Genomic DNA, 17521 nt, shown 5'->3' with positions numbered 1-17521 from the left:
CCCTTTTAGTTTTGGGATTGATGCCGTTTAGCTTTCGACTACAAAATTGTGGGTATCTTTGTCTATCATTTAAAGGATATAATTATGAGAAAGAAGTATAAGATAGGATATGCTCTGTGTGGTGGTGGCGCAAAAGGTTTCGCGCACCTAGGAGCGTTCAAAGTACTCGAAGAGCGAGGGGTTCATCCAGATATCATTGCAGGCACAAGTGCAGGAGCTCTTGCTGGCGTCTTTTATGCCGATGGCTTTGCCCCAGAGGAGATTGCAGATTTATTTAGAGGTCATAAGATGACTGACTTTGCAGGGATTAGTCTCTTCTCTGGCGGACTATTAAGACCTAGTGGAGTAGCCAAGATGTTGCGCAATAATCTTCAAGCTCGTAGGTTCGAGGAACTTAAGATTCCATTTAGAGCCGTTGCTACAAATTGGGAAACAGCTCAGATTAAAGTATTTAGCGAAGGAGATAATCTTGTCGATTCCGTCATTGCTTCATGTGCAGTGCCAATGGTGTTTGAGCCCACAGAGATAGATGGTGTGCAATATGTAGATGGTGGTGTGCTCAAAAACTTTCCCGTATCTGTTATAAGGGAGGAAACAGAGTGCGTGATTGGGGTCAATCTTATGAGGTTACAAGAGTTCACTCGATCCAAAAGTATTAAAGGGACAGCCTCTAGATACTACGATATAATCTCCAAGCTCAACGTAAAAGAAGATATTGAGCAAACAGATATCCTGATTGATATGGATGGGTTACGTAACTACTCGATGTTCGACCTGAAATCTATAGACTCCATCATGGATTTAGGGTATAAAAGCACTACTGAGGTATTAGACTCTAAAGATACGAAGGGTAAGCTAAAGAAGTGATTGATATATAGTAAGATATCGTATTATACTGAGCGCCAAAATTTTTCTCTAGGAATAAAAATATTTATTTGTACAGAAAAATTTCCCCTCTCAGTAGGGATAAATTGACCGCGCTACTGAGCGCATTAGCTTAGTAATGGGATTCGCTTATTTGAGAGCTGGTAGTAGCCCTGGTGCCATCCACTTTCAGGCGTGGAAAAGATAGTGGTATAAATGCTTGGTAGTTAGGTTGGATTTTATTACCTTTGCGGTCGCATTTGTGTTTTACTAACAATATATACAATATGATGAACAATTACGAAACCGTTTTCATTTTGACTCCCGATTTGTCTGCAGATCAGACAAAGGAAACGGTAGATAAGTTCGTTAGCATGATCACTGATAATGGTGGTGAGCTAGTGAATCGTGAGGAGTGGGGTATGCGTAAGCTTGCTTATCCTATCCAAGCTAAGTCTACTGGTTACTATGTATTTGTGGAGTTTAAGAGTGAGCCATCTTTTATCTCAACGCTAGAGGTAAACTACCGTCGTGACGATAAAGTGATGCGTTTTCTAACCTTCCGTCAGGATAAGTTTGCGCACGAGTATGCTGAGAAGCGTCGTCGTAATCGTAAGGAGACTAAGGCTGCTGATGAGGTAGCTAGCACTACCACTGAGGAGGAGAACAACTAAAGTAGACGAAGGGAAAGAATTATGGCAAAGAAAGGTAAGGGAAAGTCAGAAGTGCGTTATCTAACGCAGTTGTCTATGGACCGCAACCGTAAGAAGTATTGTCGCTTCAAGAAGGCAGGCATCACCTATGTGGACTACAAGGATCCAGAGTTCCTCAAGAAGTTCCTCAATGAGCAGGGTAAGATTTACCCACGTCGCCTTACTGGCAACTCGCTCAAGATGCAGCGTCGTGTGGCTCAAGCAGTAAAACGTGCACGTCACCTAGCACTGCTTCCATACGTAACCGATATGATGGGTGTTAATTAATAAATAATATAGAGGAGACAGAATATGAAGATTATTTTGAAAGAAGATATGCCAAATCTTGGCTTTAAGGGCGAGATCGTCGATGTAAAGCCAGGTTATGGTAGAAACTTTCTAATCCCACAAGGCAAGGCTATCATTGCGTCTGAGTCTGCAATAAAAATACTTCAGGAGAATCAGCGTCAGCAGGCTCGTAAGATGCAAGCTGAGCTAGATAAGGCTCGCAAGTATGCAGAGAAGATCGAAGGTACTAAGCTGACCTTTGAGGTGAAGACTAGTAATGCAGGTCGTATCTATGGTTCAGTAAATAGCTCAATGGTGGCTGATAAGCTTGAAGAGCTAGGCTTTGCTGAAATCAACCGGAAGATGCTCGTATTGCCTAATATCAAGGAGGTGGGCGAGTATGCAGCTAAAGTGCGTCTACACAAGGATGTTACCGTAGAGGTTCCTGTGACTGTTGTTTCTGATGAGCCTATTGTAAAGGCAGCTCCAGTGGAGCAGGTACCTGTAGCAGAAGAGACTTCTGTAGAGGAAGCAACAGAGGAGACTACTGAGGAGTAATCTCAACTGATTACATAGAAGGCTAGGAACTTAGGCTCCCTGAATATATCTTCAAGGGTGTGTCAAGTGTATTTTGCTTTGCAAGATCATTGACACACCCTTTGGGGTGTGTGATATACGAAATGCAATGGCTGCGAGTATTATCTGGATACTGTTGTGTGAAGCGCTGCACTGAATACAAAAGGCAACGAGGGTGTACCGACACTAAGAGTGTACTCCCTTTCGTGTATCAAACATTTTGCCTATCTAATATGTTTGACTAATAGATACGGGTAAATTTGGCTTGATAATCTCAGTGAAAATGAGTAAATTTGCCCACTTTTTGGTAAGAGTAATAGAGGAGATAGCATGAGACAATTAAAGATAGAAAAGTCGATTACCAGCAGGGACGACGCTGTAATGAATCGCTACATGAAGGAAGTAGCGAAAGAGGAGATGATTACTCCTGAGCAGGAGGCTGAGCTAGCTATGCAGATACAGAGGAATGATGAGAACTCTGCAGCTGCGGTAGATAAGTTGGTTCGTGCCAATCTTCGCTTCGTCATCAGTGTGGCAAAGCAGTATCAGGATCTCGGTCTTCCTCTTATTGACCTTATCAATGAAGGTAACCTAGGTATGATACGTGCAGCTCAGGGTTTCGATGGCTCTAGAGGATTTAAGTTCATCACCTATGCTGTTTGGTGGATTAGGCAGAGTATTCTAAAGGCTCTTGGAGACCAAGGTCGTATTGTTCGTCTACCGCAGAATCAGGTGGGAAATGTGACGAAGCTTAAAGCAGCTCGTGATCGTTTTGAGCAGATGAATCAGCGCCTTCCGTCACCTGAAGAGCTTGCTGATGATCTAGATATGGAGGTGGATAAGGTGATTGATATTATCCAGATTGATAAGGGAGAGGTCTCAGTGGATAAGACCTTTGATGATGGAGAGTCTAATACGCTGCTTGATGTGCTTCAGGATGAGGATGCACGAGATGTTGATGGTGGACTGATTGATGAGAGCTTGGTGAATGAGATTCGTGGGGCTATGCAGTGCCTATCGGAGCGAGAGCAGTTCGTACTTATTCATACTTATGGACTTGGTGGGGAGCAAGAGATGAGTCTTGATGAGATTGGTTCTGCTGTAGGACTTAGCCGAGAACGCGTACGTCAGATACGTGAAAAGGCGATTCGTCAGCTCCGTAAGAATGCCGATGAAACGCAGTTGCGAAGCTATCTTGGCTGATGATAAAAATGCCGTTTTGATATATAGGGAATAGTGCTTAATAGGGCTCTGTTCCCTTTATTTTTTGTAACTTGCAGCCAGTTTAGAAATTAATGCACTTATGAAGACATACGAATACGATTATGTTGTAGTTGGTGGAGGATTAGCAGGGATTAACACTGCCTATCATCTCTCCAGGCTCGGTAGAGTAGCCTTGTTGTCTTTGGCAACACTTGAGGATAGCAATTCTTACTTTGCACAGGGTGGAATGGCTGCTGTTACTGCCCCTAGCGATAGTCCATCTGAGCACTTGGAGGACACTCTGGTAGCTGGTGCTGGGTTGTGCGACCTAGAGGCCGTAAGGATACTTACCGAGAAAGCACCAAAGCGAGTTGACGACCTTATTGGCATGGGTATGCAGTTTGATACCAAGGATGGGGAATTGGAGCTTGGTCTTGAGGGCGGTCATCATCAGCATCGTATCCTACATGCAGGGGGTGATGCAACGGGGAGGCAGATAACTACCTTTATGATTAAGGAGCTTGCAACAAGAGAGAATGTCGATGTTTTTGAGGAGCATGCATTACTTGAGTTGATTGTAAGGGATAATCATTGCTATGGTATCTGGGTGGAGAATATAGTGAGGGGCGAGGAAGAGGCTTTTTATGCGAAGTCTGTAGTTATTGCCACTGGCGGAGCAGCAGCTCTCTATAGACCGACTACCAATCCTCACACAGCTCTTGGCGATGGGTTATCTATTGCTTATCAGGCAGGCGCTGTGGTTAGAGATATGGAGTTTATCCAATTTCATCCAACAGCATTGCATGTTAAGGGTGCTCCAGCTTTCTTGATTAGTGAAGCCGTAAGAGGGGAAGGTGCATACCTGCTTAATCCAGATGGTGAACGCTTTATGCTGGGGCGACACCCAATGGCAGAGTTGGCACCAAGAGATGTAGTTGCTCGAGAGATATACAGCGAGATGCAGAAGTTTGATGTGGAGTCTATGACTCTCTCTCTCAAACATCTTAATGCTGATGTGATTAGAAAACGCTTTCCAAGCATTACAGCCGAGCTTGCATCATTTGGACTTGATCTTACCCAAGAGATTCCTATTGCGCCAGCTGCCCACTATACGGTAGGAGGGCTATTGGTAGACCTAAATGGGTGTACTTCTATTGATGGCTTATATGCTGTGGGCGAGGTGGCTTCTACAGGTGTTATGGGAGCCAATAGGTTGGCTAGTAATTCGCTCGTAGAGTGTGTCGTATTTTCTAAGAATATTGCTGCGCATATTGAGAAGTGTGACTATCCTTTTCTGCCAACAGAGGAAATAGCGCTTATTCCTTGTAAAATGGAGAAGTCACTAACGTTTAGTGACCAGAAATGGATGGAGGAGCATGGCAATAAGCTGATGAAGCGATTGGGCAAGCTCCTAATGAAAAGAGCAGGTATTGTACGAAGTGCCAAGAAATTAAATAAAGCTCTGATAGAGATTACGGATACAATGCAGCAATTAGAGGAACTCGTTAATGCGAGTTTTGCTGTCCGACAGGTATATAACAGATACCTTGTAGGGAACTTGATTGTTCTCTCGGCTCACAGTCGTGAGGAGAGTAGGGGAGGGCACTTCCGCAAGGACTTTCCAGAAACATTGTCGGAGGATTTAGCATATCATACATTGATAAAAGATAATCGAATTAGTAAAGTAAAGCATGGAAAATAATATACTGAAGGAAGACTTACTCGATAGGCTCATTGAGATTGCAATAGAAGAGGATGTCGCATCTGGAGATTTAGCTACGGATGCTATCATAGGAAAAGAAGGTATTTCTCAGGCAATTATCACCGCAAAAGCCGATGGTATCATCTCCGGAATAGAGATAGCTCGTAAGGTGTTTGCTCGTATGGCACGGAGTGAGTATTCATTTGAGGCTTACATTAAAGATGGTGATGCGGTAAAAAGGGGGGATAAGATTTTGGAAATTAAGGCTAGATACAATGATCTTCTTACAGCAGAGAGATTGATGCTTAATTTCCTCCAAAGAATGTCTGGGATTGCTACTGCCACTCATCTACTCGTTTCACTTATCGAGGGAACTAAGGCGGTCGTTTTAGATACTCGCAAGACCGCTCCAGGACACCGAGTCACTGATAAGTTGGCAGTACGTCATGGTGGAGGATCTAATCACCGTATGGGGCTCTATGATATGGCGATGATAAAAGACAACCATATCAAAACTGCAGGAAGTATTAGCCGCGCAATTGAGCAGGTAAAGGCTGTTACTCCACTTTCTGTGAAGGTCGAAGTTGAGACTACTAACCTGAATGAGGTAGAGGAGGCTCTAGCAGGTGGGGCAGACATTATCATGCTAGACAATATGACTATAGAAACAATGAAAGAAGCTGTAGCACTTATTGCAGGTCGTGCAAAGACCGAAGCTTCTGGTAATATTACTTTGGAGCGTATCCGAGAGGTGGCAGAGACAGGAGTGGACTATATCAGTGTTGGGGCTTTGACGCATAGTGTAAAAGCATTGGATATGAGTATGAACTTTAAGATATGATACATCCTATGGAACAACTCATTGAGGAAATTAATAGACTCAAAAGGGAGAAGAATGCTATTGTACTTGGGCACTTTTATGTGCGGTCTGAGGTACAGGCTATTGCTGATTACTTGGGAGATTCCCTTGGGCTCTCGAGAGTGGCTGGAGAGACTAATGCCGATATAATTGTTTTCTGTGGCGTAGAGTTTATGGCAGAGACAGCCTCTATCATCTCTCCTGATAAGAAGGTATTGATTCCTGTAAAAGGAGCTGGATGTACGCTTGCTGAGTCTGTGACAATGGCTGGGATTAATACTTGGAAAGTAAAGCACCCTGATGGGATTGTTGTAAGCTATGTCAATACTACAGCAGAGGTTAAGGCTGTCACTGACTATTGTGTGACCTCTGCCAACGCTCTTAAGATAGTTCAGCAGTTGCCTAAGGATAGACCTATTCTATTTGGTCCTGATAGAAATTTAGGTAGGTACGTGAGCTTAGCTACAGGTAGGGAAATGGATCTATGGCAAGGGGATTGCTATGTGCATAGGTATATTACTCCTGAGGTCGTCATCCGATATCTGGAGCAATATCCAGAGGCGGAGTTGCTCTTGCATCCAGAGGCTGTGGCTTGTAGCTATCCTGAGGTGCTCGATCATGAAAGGGTTGTGGTTGGTTCTACGACAACTATTATGACACGTCCAGGAGAGAGTAATATCCGACAGTTCCTAATAGCTACCGAACCTGAGACGCTAGCAGAACTAACCCGAAGGTATCCAGACTTAGAGTTTATTCCAGTAATCCCAGAGCACACTTGTGAGTATATGAAGCTTACCACGCTTGAGGATGTTCGTGATGCTTTGCTCCTCGAGCGGTATGAAGTAAAAGTCCCAAGTGATATCCGAGATAAGGCGATTATAGCTATTGATAGGATGCTTGAGCTCTCATAATCTTTGGAGGTATCAAAAGAAAAGGGTAAATTTGGGCAGAGATAAAGTACTTCCTCTATGCTATAGCTATGAGGTGGTATTCCTAGGGATATGGATAGACACAGGTATATTAGAAGGAGTTTGACCCCATGACTTATCTTAAATTTGATAGAGCGAGTCTGACGAATCTTGATGAATCGCTTCAGAAAGAGATCCTACGAGCGAATAGCAAGGGAGGGTACTCTTGCTCGACGATATTAGGATGCAATACTAGGAAGTACCATGGTATGCTGGTCGTGCCTTCATCTATGCAATTGGCTGAGCGATGGGTGCTTTTGTCTTCTATGGATGAGACCGTTATTCAGCATGGTGCGGAGTTTAACTTGGCTGTCCATAAGTATTCGGACGGAACTTTTAGCCCCAATGGTCATAAGTATGTGCGTGAGTTCGATGTAGAGCGTGCGACTACTATTGTATATAGGGTAGGTGGTGTAGTGCTAGAGAAAAAACTGTTGCTTTCTAGTACGAGCAATAGCCTGATTATCCGATACAAGCTTTTGGATGCTCATTCTCGTACTATATTGCGATTCAAGCCACTTCTTGCTTTTAGAAAGACAAAAGAGTTGACCTACGAGAATAATCAGGTCGATTGGTCCTATAAGGAGGAGGGGAATGGTATTTCTATGTGTCTCTATGCTGGGGCGCCAAGGTTGTTTATGCAATTTTCAAAGCCTGTCACCTATACTCATGCCCCACACTGGAATAAAAACCTATATTATGATAAGGAGGCTGAAAGAGAGCATAATTGTATAGAGGATCTGCCTGTGCCAGGAGTATTTGAGTGCGAGATAAAGAGAGGGGAGGAAGTCTATTGCTCTGTTTCTGATACAGTGATATCACCCAGCGACATTCAGTTGCATTTTGAGGATGGTGAGTCTCGTATTATCCCAAGAGATAGTTTCGTTAATTGCCTTAAGGGGGCTGTTGGTCAATATTACTTTACTCCAGTGGAGGGCAAAAGCTATCTTCAAGCTGGCTTCCCATGGTTCAATATTCGCCATCGAGACCAAATGATTGGTCTTACGGCTGCAAGTTTTGGCATAGATAAGCCAGAGCGATACAAGGCTGTTATGGATACAGCATTGGCAGCTATATGGAGGTATTATGACGAAGGAGTAGAGGATGAAATTATTACAGGGTTAGACCAGCCAGATGCTCTGCTTTGGCTTATTAACTGTATCCAAGATTACTCTAGATGGGTTGGGATTGAGCGGACGCGGCAGGAGTATGGTGACACCATTAAGAAAGCAATCCATATTATTCGCTCAGGGAAAGTCGCTCAGATGCGTGTGATGGAGAATGGTTTGCTCTACGCTATCCCAGAACGAATGGATAAGCCCCTTACATGGATGGATGCTACGATTGACGGATATCCAGTAGTCGACAGGCAGGGATATATTGTGGAGTTCAATGCTTTGTGGTATAATGCTCTTTGCTTTAATAGAGATTTATTCGAGATAAAGGATTTACAAGAAAACGACTTTATTGAGAGGGTCTCAGAGAGCTTTATTAGGGTGTTTGTCAATGAACATGACTACCTCTTTGACTATGTAGCAGAGGGTAGAGAGAAAGATTGGAGTGTGCGACCAAATCAGATTTTGGCTGCCGGTCTTTCTTACTCTCCGCTATCGAGAAGGCTTCAGAGAAGTATCTTGGATATCGTGACCAAAGAGCTATTGACGCCTAAGGGTCTACGTTCGTTATCGCCAATTAGCGGGTTTTACAGAGGCTATTGTGGTGGCAGCAATAATGAAAGAGCCTATGCATATTTGCAAGGTGGAGTATGGAGTTGGTTAGTGTATTACTATATGAGTGCCTACCTTAAGCTTTTTAGGAGGGTAGGGGTCTCCTTTGTGGATAGAATTTTGATTCCTTTTGAGGACGAGATGAAACGCCATGGTATCAGTAATATTTCAGAGGTATACGATGGGACACCACCTTATGTAGGAAGAAGCGCTATCTCATTTATGCTGAGTGTAACTGCCTTGTTACGTATCAAAAATAGGCTAGATGAGTTTAAGGAATCAGAGTCAGATGATATTTTTGACCTGCGTTTGAGCCTTACATCGCACCATAAAAGTTCGCCTGATGCTGGTCTTGAGACATCGGGAAGAGAATAGGGAGGAATAATAGTAGGCAGATAGAGCAGAAGATATGAAGGCACTAATGTTTGGATGGGAGTTCCCTCCACATATCCTAGGAGGACTAGGTACAGCCAGTTACGGTCTTACTAAAGGTCTTTGTAAGCAAGAGGATATGGAGGTTACCTTTGTGATGCCGAAACCGTGGGGAGACGAAGACAAGTCTTTTACGCGGATTATAGGTATGTCACAGGTTCCTGTGGTGTATCGTAATGTAGAATATGAGCGTGTAAGAGAGATGATAGGGCATCTAATGGAGCCCGAAATGTACTTCCATTTGCGTAATCATATTTACGCCGATTTTAGTTATCTTCGCACAGACGAACTTGGATGTATCGAATTCTCTGGAAAGTATCCAGATAATCTTTACGAAGAAATTAATAACTACTCTATTGCCGCAGGGGTTATTGCGCGTGCTGAGCACTTTGATATTATACATGCCCATGATTGGTTAACCTACTCGGCTGGTATTCATGCGAAGCAGGTATCGGGTAGACCGCTTGTTGTACACGTGCATGCTACGGACTTTGACCGCAGTCGAGGGAATGTCAATCCTCAGGTGTATAGTATGGAGAAGAATGGTTTTGACCATGCCGATCATATCATGTGCGTAAGCGAAGCTACTCGGAGGATTGTGATAGAAAAGTATCATCAAGATCCAAGTAAGGTAACAGCTGTGCACAATGCTGTGACGCCATTGGAGCCATCTATTCTTGCTATCCCCGACAAACGGGGCGTGAAGGATAAGATAATCACATTCTTGGGTCGAATCACCATGCAAAAAGGTCCTGAGTTCTTTGTAGAAGCTGCATATAAAGTTTTGCAGAAGACAGATAATGTACGCTTTATCATGGCAGGAAGCGGTGATATGATGAATCAGATGATTCGTCTTGCTGCTGAGAGAGGAATTAGCGATCGATTCCACTTTACTGGGTTTATGAAGGGGAATCAAGTGTATGAGATCTACAAGTCTAGCGATGTGTATGTGATGCCTTCCGTATCAGAACCTTTTGGTATCTCTCCTTTAGAAGCAATGCAGTGTGGTGTACCTTGCATACTTTCGAAGCAATCTGGCTGTGCGGAAATTCTCGACTACGCTATCAAGGTGGATTATTGGGATGTAGATGCACTTGCCGATGCTATGTATGCGTTGGTGACTTACCCTGCTATGCATAGCTTCCTATCTGAGGAAGGTCTTAAGGAGGTTAGTAATATCAAGTGGGAGGATGTAGGTATCAAGATAAGAGGTATTTACAATCGACTAGTCTCTCGCATGTAACCAGAAAAGAAAACTGAAGAAGTTACAATATATGAAAAAGAGAGTTTGTTTTATCTTTCAGCTCCATCAACCCTTTAGGCTTAAGCGTTATCGATTCTTTGATATTGGTAATGATCACTACTATTTCGATGATTTCCAAAACGAGGAGATTTTTCGTAAGGGGACCACAGAGTCATATATCCCAGCACTGAAGCTCTTCCTCGAACAGATTCGGGAGACTAACGGTGATTTTAAAGTCGCACTTGCAATCTCAGGACTCGCAATGGAGCAGATTGAGATGTACTCACCTGAACTTATAGATTTGCTTGTGGAGCTTGTCGGGACGGGTAGGGTAGAGCTTCTCGGTGAGACATACGCCCATAGTATCGCTTCGCTCTATTGGGAAAAGTCTGAGTTTAAGGCACAGGTCAAGGAGCACTCTGATAAGCTCGAGAGTATGTTTGGAAGTCGTCCTAAAGTATTCCGCAATACTGATCTTATCTATGACGATAGTATTGCTGACGAACTTGTAAAAATGGGCTTTGAAGGTGTAATAACAGAGGGTGCAAAACATATCTTGGGGTGGAAGAGTCCTAATCATGTGTATGCTAGTGGGGCTAATCCTGAACTAAAGCTACAGCTTCGTAATGCTAGATTTACGGATGATATTGCTAAAAACTTTACGCGTTACGACTGGTCTGAATATCCTCTTACTGCCGATAAATATGCCAATTGGCTAGCTTCTACTCCTGAGGATGAAGAGGTGATTACTATTGATATGAGCCTTGATGTACTAGGAGTGGGGCAACCTAGCCAAAGTGGCATCTTCGACTTCTTCAGAGCACTCCCTAGGTTTATTCTTGGAGCAGGACTAGAGTTTGCTACTCCGAGCGAGGTTATGGGTCAAAATAAGCCGCAGGATAAGTTGGTGATAGCTGAGCCTATTTCCTGGAGCGAAGAAGAGAAAAACACTCTTAGCTGGTTGGGTAATGTCCTCCAACATGAGGCTTTTCATAAGCTGGAACAGTGGGCAGAACGTACACGAATGTCTCGTAATCGTAGGATTATTCAGGACTGGAGATGTCTGCAGAGCTCTGACCATTTTTTATATATGTCTACTCAAAATGGTGACGCTTGGCGATTTACCCCGTATGATAGTGCTTACAGTGCTTTTAGCAACTATATGAATGTTTTGAGTGACTTCCTTCTTCGGGTAGAAGAGGAGTATCCGAGCACAGTTGAAAATGAAGAGCTCAATGCACTCCTTACTACAATCCAAAACCAAGGGGATGAGATAGAAAAGCTGTACGAAGAGCTCGCTAGAGCGAAGAAATAATAATAAGTAATAGAAAAGGAAGTTGAGAAATTGATTTCCAAGTAATTAACCCTATATAAGTTTTACTAATATGAAGCAAATTGATTGGTCAAACCTCGGTTTCGGATATTTCCCAACCGACTACAATGTTCGTTGTTACTACCGTGACGGCAAGTGGGGTCAACTAGAGGTGTCCTCTGAGAAGACGATTAATATCCACATGGCTGCTACTTGTCTGCACTACGGACAGGAGGCATTTGAAGGGATGAAAGCGTTCCGTGGTAAAGATGGTCGTATCCGTCTATTCCGTGCTGATGAGAATGCAAAGCGTATGCGTCGTTCATGCGAGGGTATCATGATGGCACCAATGCCAGAGGAACTTTTCCTAGAGGCAATTGACCTTGTAGTGAAGAAGAATATTGATTTCGTTCCTCCTTATGAGAGTGGCGCTAGTCTGTATATTCGTCCTATCGTTATCGGTCTTGGCGAACAGGTAGGTGTTAAGCCAGCTTCTGAGTATCTATTCCTCGTATTTGTGACCCCAGTAGGTCCTTACTTTAAGGAAGGCTTCAAGCCTACTCCTATGGCTATTATGCGTGGTTATGACCGTGCAGCACCTCTCGGAACTGGTACTATCAAGGTCGGTGGTAACTATGCAGCCAGTCTAAAGAGCGGTGTAATCGCTCATGAAAAGGGCTATTCAGCCGTTCTTTACCTAGATGCTAAGGAGAAAAAGTATATCGATGAGTGCGGTCCTGCGAATTTCTTTGGCATCAAGGGAAATAGTTACATTACTCCAGAGAGTACTTCAATTCTGCCATCCATTACAAATATGAGTCTTATCCAGATTGCACAGGATCTTGGTATGACTGTTGAGCGTAGGCATGTACCTGTTGAAGAGCTTGCAGAGTTTGATGAGGCTGGTGCATGTGGTACTGCTGCTGTAATCTCTCCAATTGCTCATATCGATGACCTCGACAATGGGAAGGAGTATGTATATTCTAAAGATGGTCAGGCTGGTCCAAAGAGCACACAGCTATACAATACACTTCGTGGTATCCAGTATGGTGATCTTGAGGATAAGCATGGCTGGATTACTTTTGTAGAGTAATATTTGAGCTTTTTGATTATTATGAGAAGGTGCTACGTGGATGTGTTGTCCATATAGCACCTTTTCGTTGAATCATAGCCGCAATCAATGTTTGATAATCAAAACAACTGCAACCATAAGGCGTAGTGCTCATCGGTTGCAGTTGTTATACTAAGTAAATCTCCAAGTGGGTAGAGGGATAATGTAGCTTTATTTGGAATAAACCCCTGTATAGTTTCTTGGGGTAATCTGCTTCATCTCCACCTTTAGTTCGTTTGAAATATCAAGTCCATCGATGAAGGCATTGAGCTTTTCGCGAGTAAGAACCTCATTACTACGAGTAAGGCCCTTTAGTGCTTCATAAGGGTTGGGATACCCTTCGCGCCTGAGGATTGTTTGGAGTGCCTCCGCTACTACTGGAAGCGCCTTATCTAGATCCGAAAGGATACTTTCCTCGTGAAGGAGCAACTTGCCGAGACCTTTCTTCAAACTGTTAAGCGCTATCATCATGTGGGCTATAGGCATTCCCATATTTCTCAGCACAGTACTATCAGTGAGGTCGCGCTGTAGACGTGAGATAGGTAACTTATGCCCTAAGTGCTCTAAATATGCAATCGCAATCCCAAGATTTCCCTCTGCATTCTCAAAGTCAATAGGATTCACTTTGTGAGGCATGGCAGAAGACCCTACCTCTCCAGCCTTAATCTTCTGCTTGAAGTACTCAGAAGAAACATAACTCCAGATATCACGAGAAAAGTCTATCAGTATCACGGAAATACGCTTAATAGCATCGAAAAGGGCAGCGAGATTATCGTAGTTAGAAATCTGTGTGGTGTATAACTCTAGTTCAAGCCCTAGGTGTTCCTCTGCGAAGTTCTCTGCAAAGGTGCGCCAATCGATGTTTGGGTAAGCGATATGATGAGCATTCATATTGCCTGTAGCACCACCGAACTTGACACTCTGAGGAACCATCTTAAATAGCTTGACCTGCTCCTTAAGTCGATATACAAAGACATACAGCTCTTTGCCTAATGTAGTAGGAGAAGCTGGCTGCCCATGCGTGCGAGCCAACATCGGAATATCTCTCCATTCCTCTGCCTTCGCTTCTATTTCGTTTATTATTTCCTCTAGAGCAGGAAGCCAGACCTCCTCAAGTGCATCGTGGAGCATGAGTGGCTGGGCTGTATTGTTAATATCTTGTGAAGTTAATCCGAAATGCACAAACTCAAGGACTTTTGTATACTTGTCATGATCAAGACGCTCTTTGATAAAGTACTCAATTGCCTTGACATCATGATTTGTAACTCCTTCTATTTCCTTTACTCGCTGTCCGTCTTCCTCCGAAAAGTTCTCGTAAAGACCTTTGAGTTCGCGCTGTATTTCTTCATTTTGGAGCAGTGATAGACGATCAGGAAGTTCCTCAGACAGAGCCAATAGATATTCAACTTCTACCATAACACGGTACTTCATTAGTGCATACTCCGAAAAGTAGTTCTCTAGGGTTGTTATTTGTCTCCTGTATCGACCATCAATTGGGGAAATAGCTTTTAACGTATTCATTTATGTATATTTTCGTTTACAGATTATTTACAGCTTTTTCTAAGCGGCGCAATGCTTCCTCAATTACAGTACGAGGACTTCCTACATTTAGGCGCATAAAGTAATCCCCTCCAGTGCCAAACATTTTGCCGTTATTGAGAAAGAGACCTGCTTTACGAATAAAAAAGTCATTGAGTTTCTCTGTCGATTCAAAGCTAAGAGCACGGCAATCTAGGAAAATGAGAAATGAAGCCTCAGGATCAATCATTTTAATACTAGGGATATGCTCATGAAGATACTGACGCACATAGTCTATATTTCCTCGTACATACTCTAAACATTGTTCGCTCCACTCATCCCCCTCTTGATACGCTGCGGCAATTGCATCGAATGTATAACAGGAGGCAAGTGCGAGACCGTTAGCCCGCATGTAGTGAAAGATTTTTTCCCTTAGCTTAGTATTTTTGATATAAAAATGAGATCCAATAACTCCTGGCATATTGAATGCCTTGGATGGAGCCATTAGCGTAATTCCGACTTCAGCTGCTTCTGCAGAGGCACTAGGAAATGGTATATGGCGGAGGGGCTTGAAGGTGAGGTCAGCATGTATTTCATCACTGATTACCAAAGTGTCTGTTGCTTTTGCAATTTGGGCAATACGTTGGAGCTCTTCTTTGCGCCATACTCGCCCACCTGGGTTATGTGGGTGACTAATTAGGGATATCTTCGCCTCTTTCATCTTAATCTCCAATAACGCCCAGTCTATCTCCTGCCTGCCATCGATAAGAAGAAGAGGAGCCTCTAACAACCTTCGACCGCTTGTATTGATCACACTTGAGAAGGGATAATAGACAGGTGGGGTAATAAGAACGCTATCCCCTTTCTCCGTAAGACACTCTATTAACTTATAAATTCCTGAAACAACACCTGGAGTATGCTCTAGCTCTTCCCTGAGCGGACGGAAACCATAATGCCTCTCAAACCATCCTTGTATAGCCTCATAGTATGAGCTAGGAGCTACTGTATAGCCCAACACAGGATGTTCCAAACGTTTACGGATAGCTTCCAATACGAAAGGAGGTGTGGCAAAATCCATGTCTGCTACCCATAGAGGTAATATTTCCTCGTAATCACTGTCGAAAGAACCATACCCATCGTACTTTGTACAATCGGTATGTTTTCGATCTAGTATTTCATTAAAATCGTATTTCATCGATATGTAAATTAGCAAATTATAGACAATTCAAAATTTCTTCTCAAAGCTACTAATTATTTATCTTATACCCCTAAATTCTTCTCTATAGATTTCTTGTATCTACACCTGTATGGAGAGGTCATATTCTACTATAAAGAGAAATTGTGGATGTTTATCGAGAAGAATAGTTCTTTTGATTGAGAAACACTTGCGCGGATATATTTTTTTTGTTACCTTTGCAAACACAAAAGTTAGACGATAGATCTAGTTTTTGATACTGGTCCTGTAGCTCAGTTGGTTAGAGCACCTGACTCATAATCAGGGAGTCCCTGGTTCAAGCCCAGGCCGGACCACTAGAATTTGGCGGTGTGGATATTTTTTGTACCTTTGCACCGAGAAAGAGAGAAGCAAAGCAAGGAGAGATGGCAGAGTGGTCGATTGCGGCGGTCTTGAAAACCGTTGAAGTGAGAGCTTCCGGGGGTTCGAATCCCTCTCTCTCCGCAGGAAGGTTTCAGAAGGTCTTCACAAGGGTCTTCAATTTAGCCTTCAAAAAGCAGATAATCGTTGTAAAATCAAGGTTTTACAACGATTTTTCTTTGTATATAGCCCTATTGTCTGATGGCATAAATCCACTTTTGACAATCATCTTTCGGTCATATTCTGCTACACATAGTGCTACAGAAAAATTGTAGCAATAAAAAATGTAGCAGTGACGAGGTTCTGAATACTAATTTGACGGCATCAATTCTCTTTCTTTCAATGGTTTAGATAGTAACTTTGTAGCCGAGTGCTACACTAAAGAATGATGCATTATGAGAATGAATTTCAAGGTATCCTTCTACCTACGCTCAAACTATGAGAATAAAGAAGGGAAGTCGCCTGTTATGCTCCGTGTATTTCTGAATGGAGAGATGGCAAATTTCGGTTCCACGAAAATCTTCGTGGACAAAACATTGTGGAATAACACAGGTAGTCGTCTTAAAGGTCGCACCACCGAAGCCTTGTCGGTCAATGCCGCATTGGACTCCATTTCCACTACACTGAATAGTATTTTCCACAAGTTTGAGAATGATGAAACCCTGTCGTTGGAAAAGATTCGTTCGTACTTTGTCGGAAAAGACAGAGAATACATTACTTTCCTTCCTGTGTTCGACAAGTTCAATGATGACATCAGGCAGCGTGTTGGTCATACCATTAGTCAAGACAGCTTGCAAAAGTACAGTGTCCTTAGAAGACACTTTGGGGAGTTTCTATCCTATAAGTACGCTTGCAAGGACATCAATCTGACAGAACTCACACCTGCCGTGGTTCAAGACTTTGAGTTATATTTGAGTACCGTTGCCGGATGTTCTTATAACACCTCGGTCAAGAAGATGAAGACGCTTAAAACCAAAACTGTCTATGCACAGAAGCGTGGGTATCTGTTGCATGACCCATTCCTCAATCACCGCTTCCACTTGGAGCCGGTAAACCGAGGTTTCCTCACAGATGAGGAAATACTGAAGATTGCCAACAAGGAACTGGGTATCCAACGGTTGGAACAGGTACGGGATATGTTCATCTTCTCCTGCTTCACGGGACTGGCATATATCGACGTGTCCAATCTCACGCCTGACAACATCGTTACGCTCGATGACAAGCAATGGATTATGACCAAACGGCAGAAGACGAGCGTGGAGACGAATGTCCTTCTACTGGATATTCCCAAGAGCATCATTGCCAAATATTATAGTACTCCCCATTTTTCGACAACGGGCTAGTGTTTTTTTCTTTCACTGTCACAAACGTACTCATTTTCTTTCTCTTTACACAGTTATTGGTTATTGTTATGCAGCTACTACTATTCCAT

Annotated in this window: 14 protein-coding genes, 2 tRNA genes and 1 pseudogene; 15 read left to right on the top strand and 2 right to left on the bottom strand. The window is 43.1% G+C overall.

What is annotated here, in order from left to right:
- The first annotated feature begins 84 nt into the window (after positions 1-84).
- The 12 genes from IX315_RS05385 (at position 85) to IX315_RS05330 (ending at position 12959) form a co-directional block, all read left to right on the top strand.
- Positions 85-867 carry a patatin-like phospholipase family protein gene (locus IX315_RS05385; RefSeq protein WP_134849355.1) on the top strand — a complete coding sequence of 261 codons (783 nt, stop codon included), beginning with the start codon at positions 85-87 and terminating at the stop codon, positions 865-867.
- Positions 868-1154: 287 nt separating this feature from the next.
- A complete protein-coding gene (gene rpsF, locus IX315_RS05380; RefSeq protein ID WP_033408292.1) occupies positions 1155-1538 on the top strand; it encodes a 30S ribosomal protein S6 in 384 nt (127 codons plus the stop codon).
- Between the two features lie 21 nt (positions 1539-1559).
- Positions 1560-1844, top strand: coding sequence for a 30S ribosomal protein S18 (gene rpsR / locus IX315_RS05375; RefSeq protein WP_018357915.1), 285 nt, complete (start codon positions 1560-1562; stop codon positions 1842-1844).
- 24 nt (positions 1845-1868) lie between these two features.
- Positions 1869-2402 (top strand): 50S ribosomal protein L9, encoded by a 534-nt coding sequence (gene rplI, locus IX315_RS05370; RefSeq protein ID WP_018357916.1) that lies wholly within the window; start codon positions 1869-1871, stop codon positions 2400-2402.
- Between the two features lie 348 nt (positions 2403-2750).
- Positions 2751-3623 carry a sigma-70 family RNA polymerase sigma factor gene (locus tag IX315_RS05365; RefSeq protein ID WP_026215587.1) on the top strand — a complete coding sequence of 291 codons (873 nt, stop codon included), beginning with the start codon at positions 2751-2753 and terminating at the stop codon, positions 3621-3623.
- Positions 3624-3723: 100 nt separating this feature from the next.
- Positions 3724-5325: an L-aspartate oxidase gene (nadB, locus tag IX315_RS05360; protein ID WP_018357918.1), complete on the top strand. Its 1602-nt coding sequence runs from the start codon at positions 3724-3726 to the stop codon at positions 5323-5325.
- Complete coding sequence (gene nadC, locus IX315_RS05355) at positions 5315-6166, top strand: carboxylating nicotinate-nucleotide diphosphorylase (RefSeq protein ID WP_018357919.1); 852 nt, start codon at positions 5315-5317, stop codon at positions 6164-6166. Before nadB ends, nadC begins: the two co-directional genes overlap by 11 nt.
- On the top strand, positions 6163-7095 hold the full coding sequence (nadA, locus tag IX315_RS05350) for a quinolinate synthase NadA (RefSeq protein WP_211635230.1): 933 nt from the start codon (positions 6163-6165) through the stop codon (positions 7093-7095). Before nadC ends, nadA begins: the two co-directional genes overlap by 4 nt.
- Before the next feature lie 128 nt (positions 7096-7223).
- Positions 7224-9254 carry a glycogen debranching enzyme N-terminal domain-containing protein gene (locus IX315_RS05345; protein WP_018357921.1) on the top strand — a complete coding sequence of 677 codons (2031 nt, stop codon included), beginning with the start codon at positions 7224-7226 and terminating at the stop codon, positions 9252-9254.
- A gap of 34 nt (positions 9255-9288) precedes the next feature.
- A complete protein-coding gene (locus IX315_RS05340) occupies positions 9289-10554 on the top strand; it encodes a glycosyltransferase (RefSeq protein WP_211642607.1) in 1266 nt (421 codons plus the stop codon).
- A gap of 31 nt (positions 10555-10585) precedes the next feature.
- Positions 10586-11869, top strand: coding sequence for a glycoside hydrolase family 57 protein (locus IX315_RS05335; protein ID WP_211642604.1), 1284 nt, complete (start codon positions 10586-10588; stop codon positions 11867-11869).
- 70 nt (positions 11870-11939) lie between these two features.
- Positions 11940-12959, top strand: coding sequence for a branched-chain amino acid aminotransferase (locus IX315_RS05330; protein ID WP_018357924.1), 1020 nt, complete (start codon positions 11940-11942; stop codon positions 12957-12959).
- 189 nt (positions 12960-13148) lie between these two features.
- Here the strand turns inward: IX315_RS05330 and purB are convergent, their stop codons facing one another.
- The gene (purB, locus tag IX315_RS05325) at positions 13149-14498 is read right to left on the bottom strand and encodes an adenylosuccinate lyase (RefSeq protein WP_026215588.1); all 1350 of its coding nucleotides are present in this window, start codon (positions 14496-14498) and stop codon (positions 13149-13151) included.
- Positions 14499-14514: 16 nt separating this feature from the next.
- Positions 14515-15690, bottom strand: a complete 1176-nt coding sequence (locus IX315_RS05320) for a MalY/PatB family protein (protein ID WP_134849349.1) — start codon at positions 15688-15690, stop codon at positions 14515-14517.
- Between the two features lie 261 nt (positions 15691-15951).
- On the opposite strand from IX315_RS05320, the gene IX315_RS05315 reads away from it, so the two are divergent.
- The 3 genes and pseudogenes from IX315_RS05315 to IX315_RS05305 all read left to right on the top strand — a co-directional run.
- Positions 15952-16025 (top strand) — tRNA-Ile (locus IX315_RS05315).
- 63 nt (positions 16026-16088) lie between these two features.
- Positions 16089-16173: transfer RNA gene (locus IX315_RS05310), tRNA-Ser, on the top strand.
- A gap of 311 nt (positions 16174-16484) precedes the next feature.
- Positions 16485-17399, top strand: a pseudogene (locus IX315_RS05305) (phage integrase SAM-like domain-containing protein); the annotation flags it as partial.
- Positions 17400-17521 lie beyond the last annotated feature (122 nt).

The organism is Porphyromonas levii (assembly GCF_018206105.1).
Classification (GTDB): Bacteria; Bacteroidota; Bacteroidia; order Bacteroidales; family Porphyromonadaceae; genus Porphyromonas_A; species Porphyromonas_A levii.
This window is presented reverse-complemented; position numbering and strand designations above follow the sequence as displayed.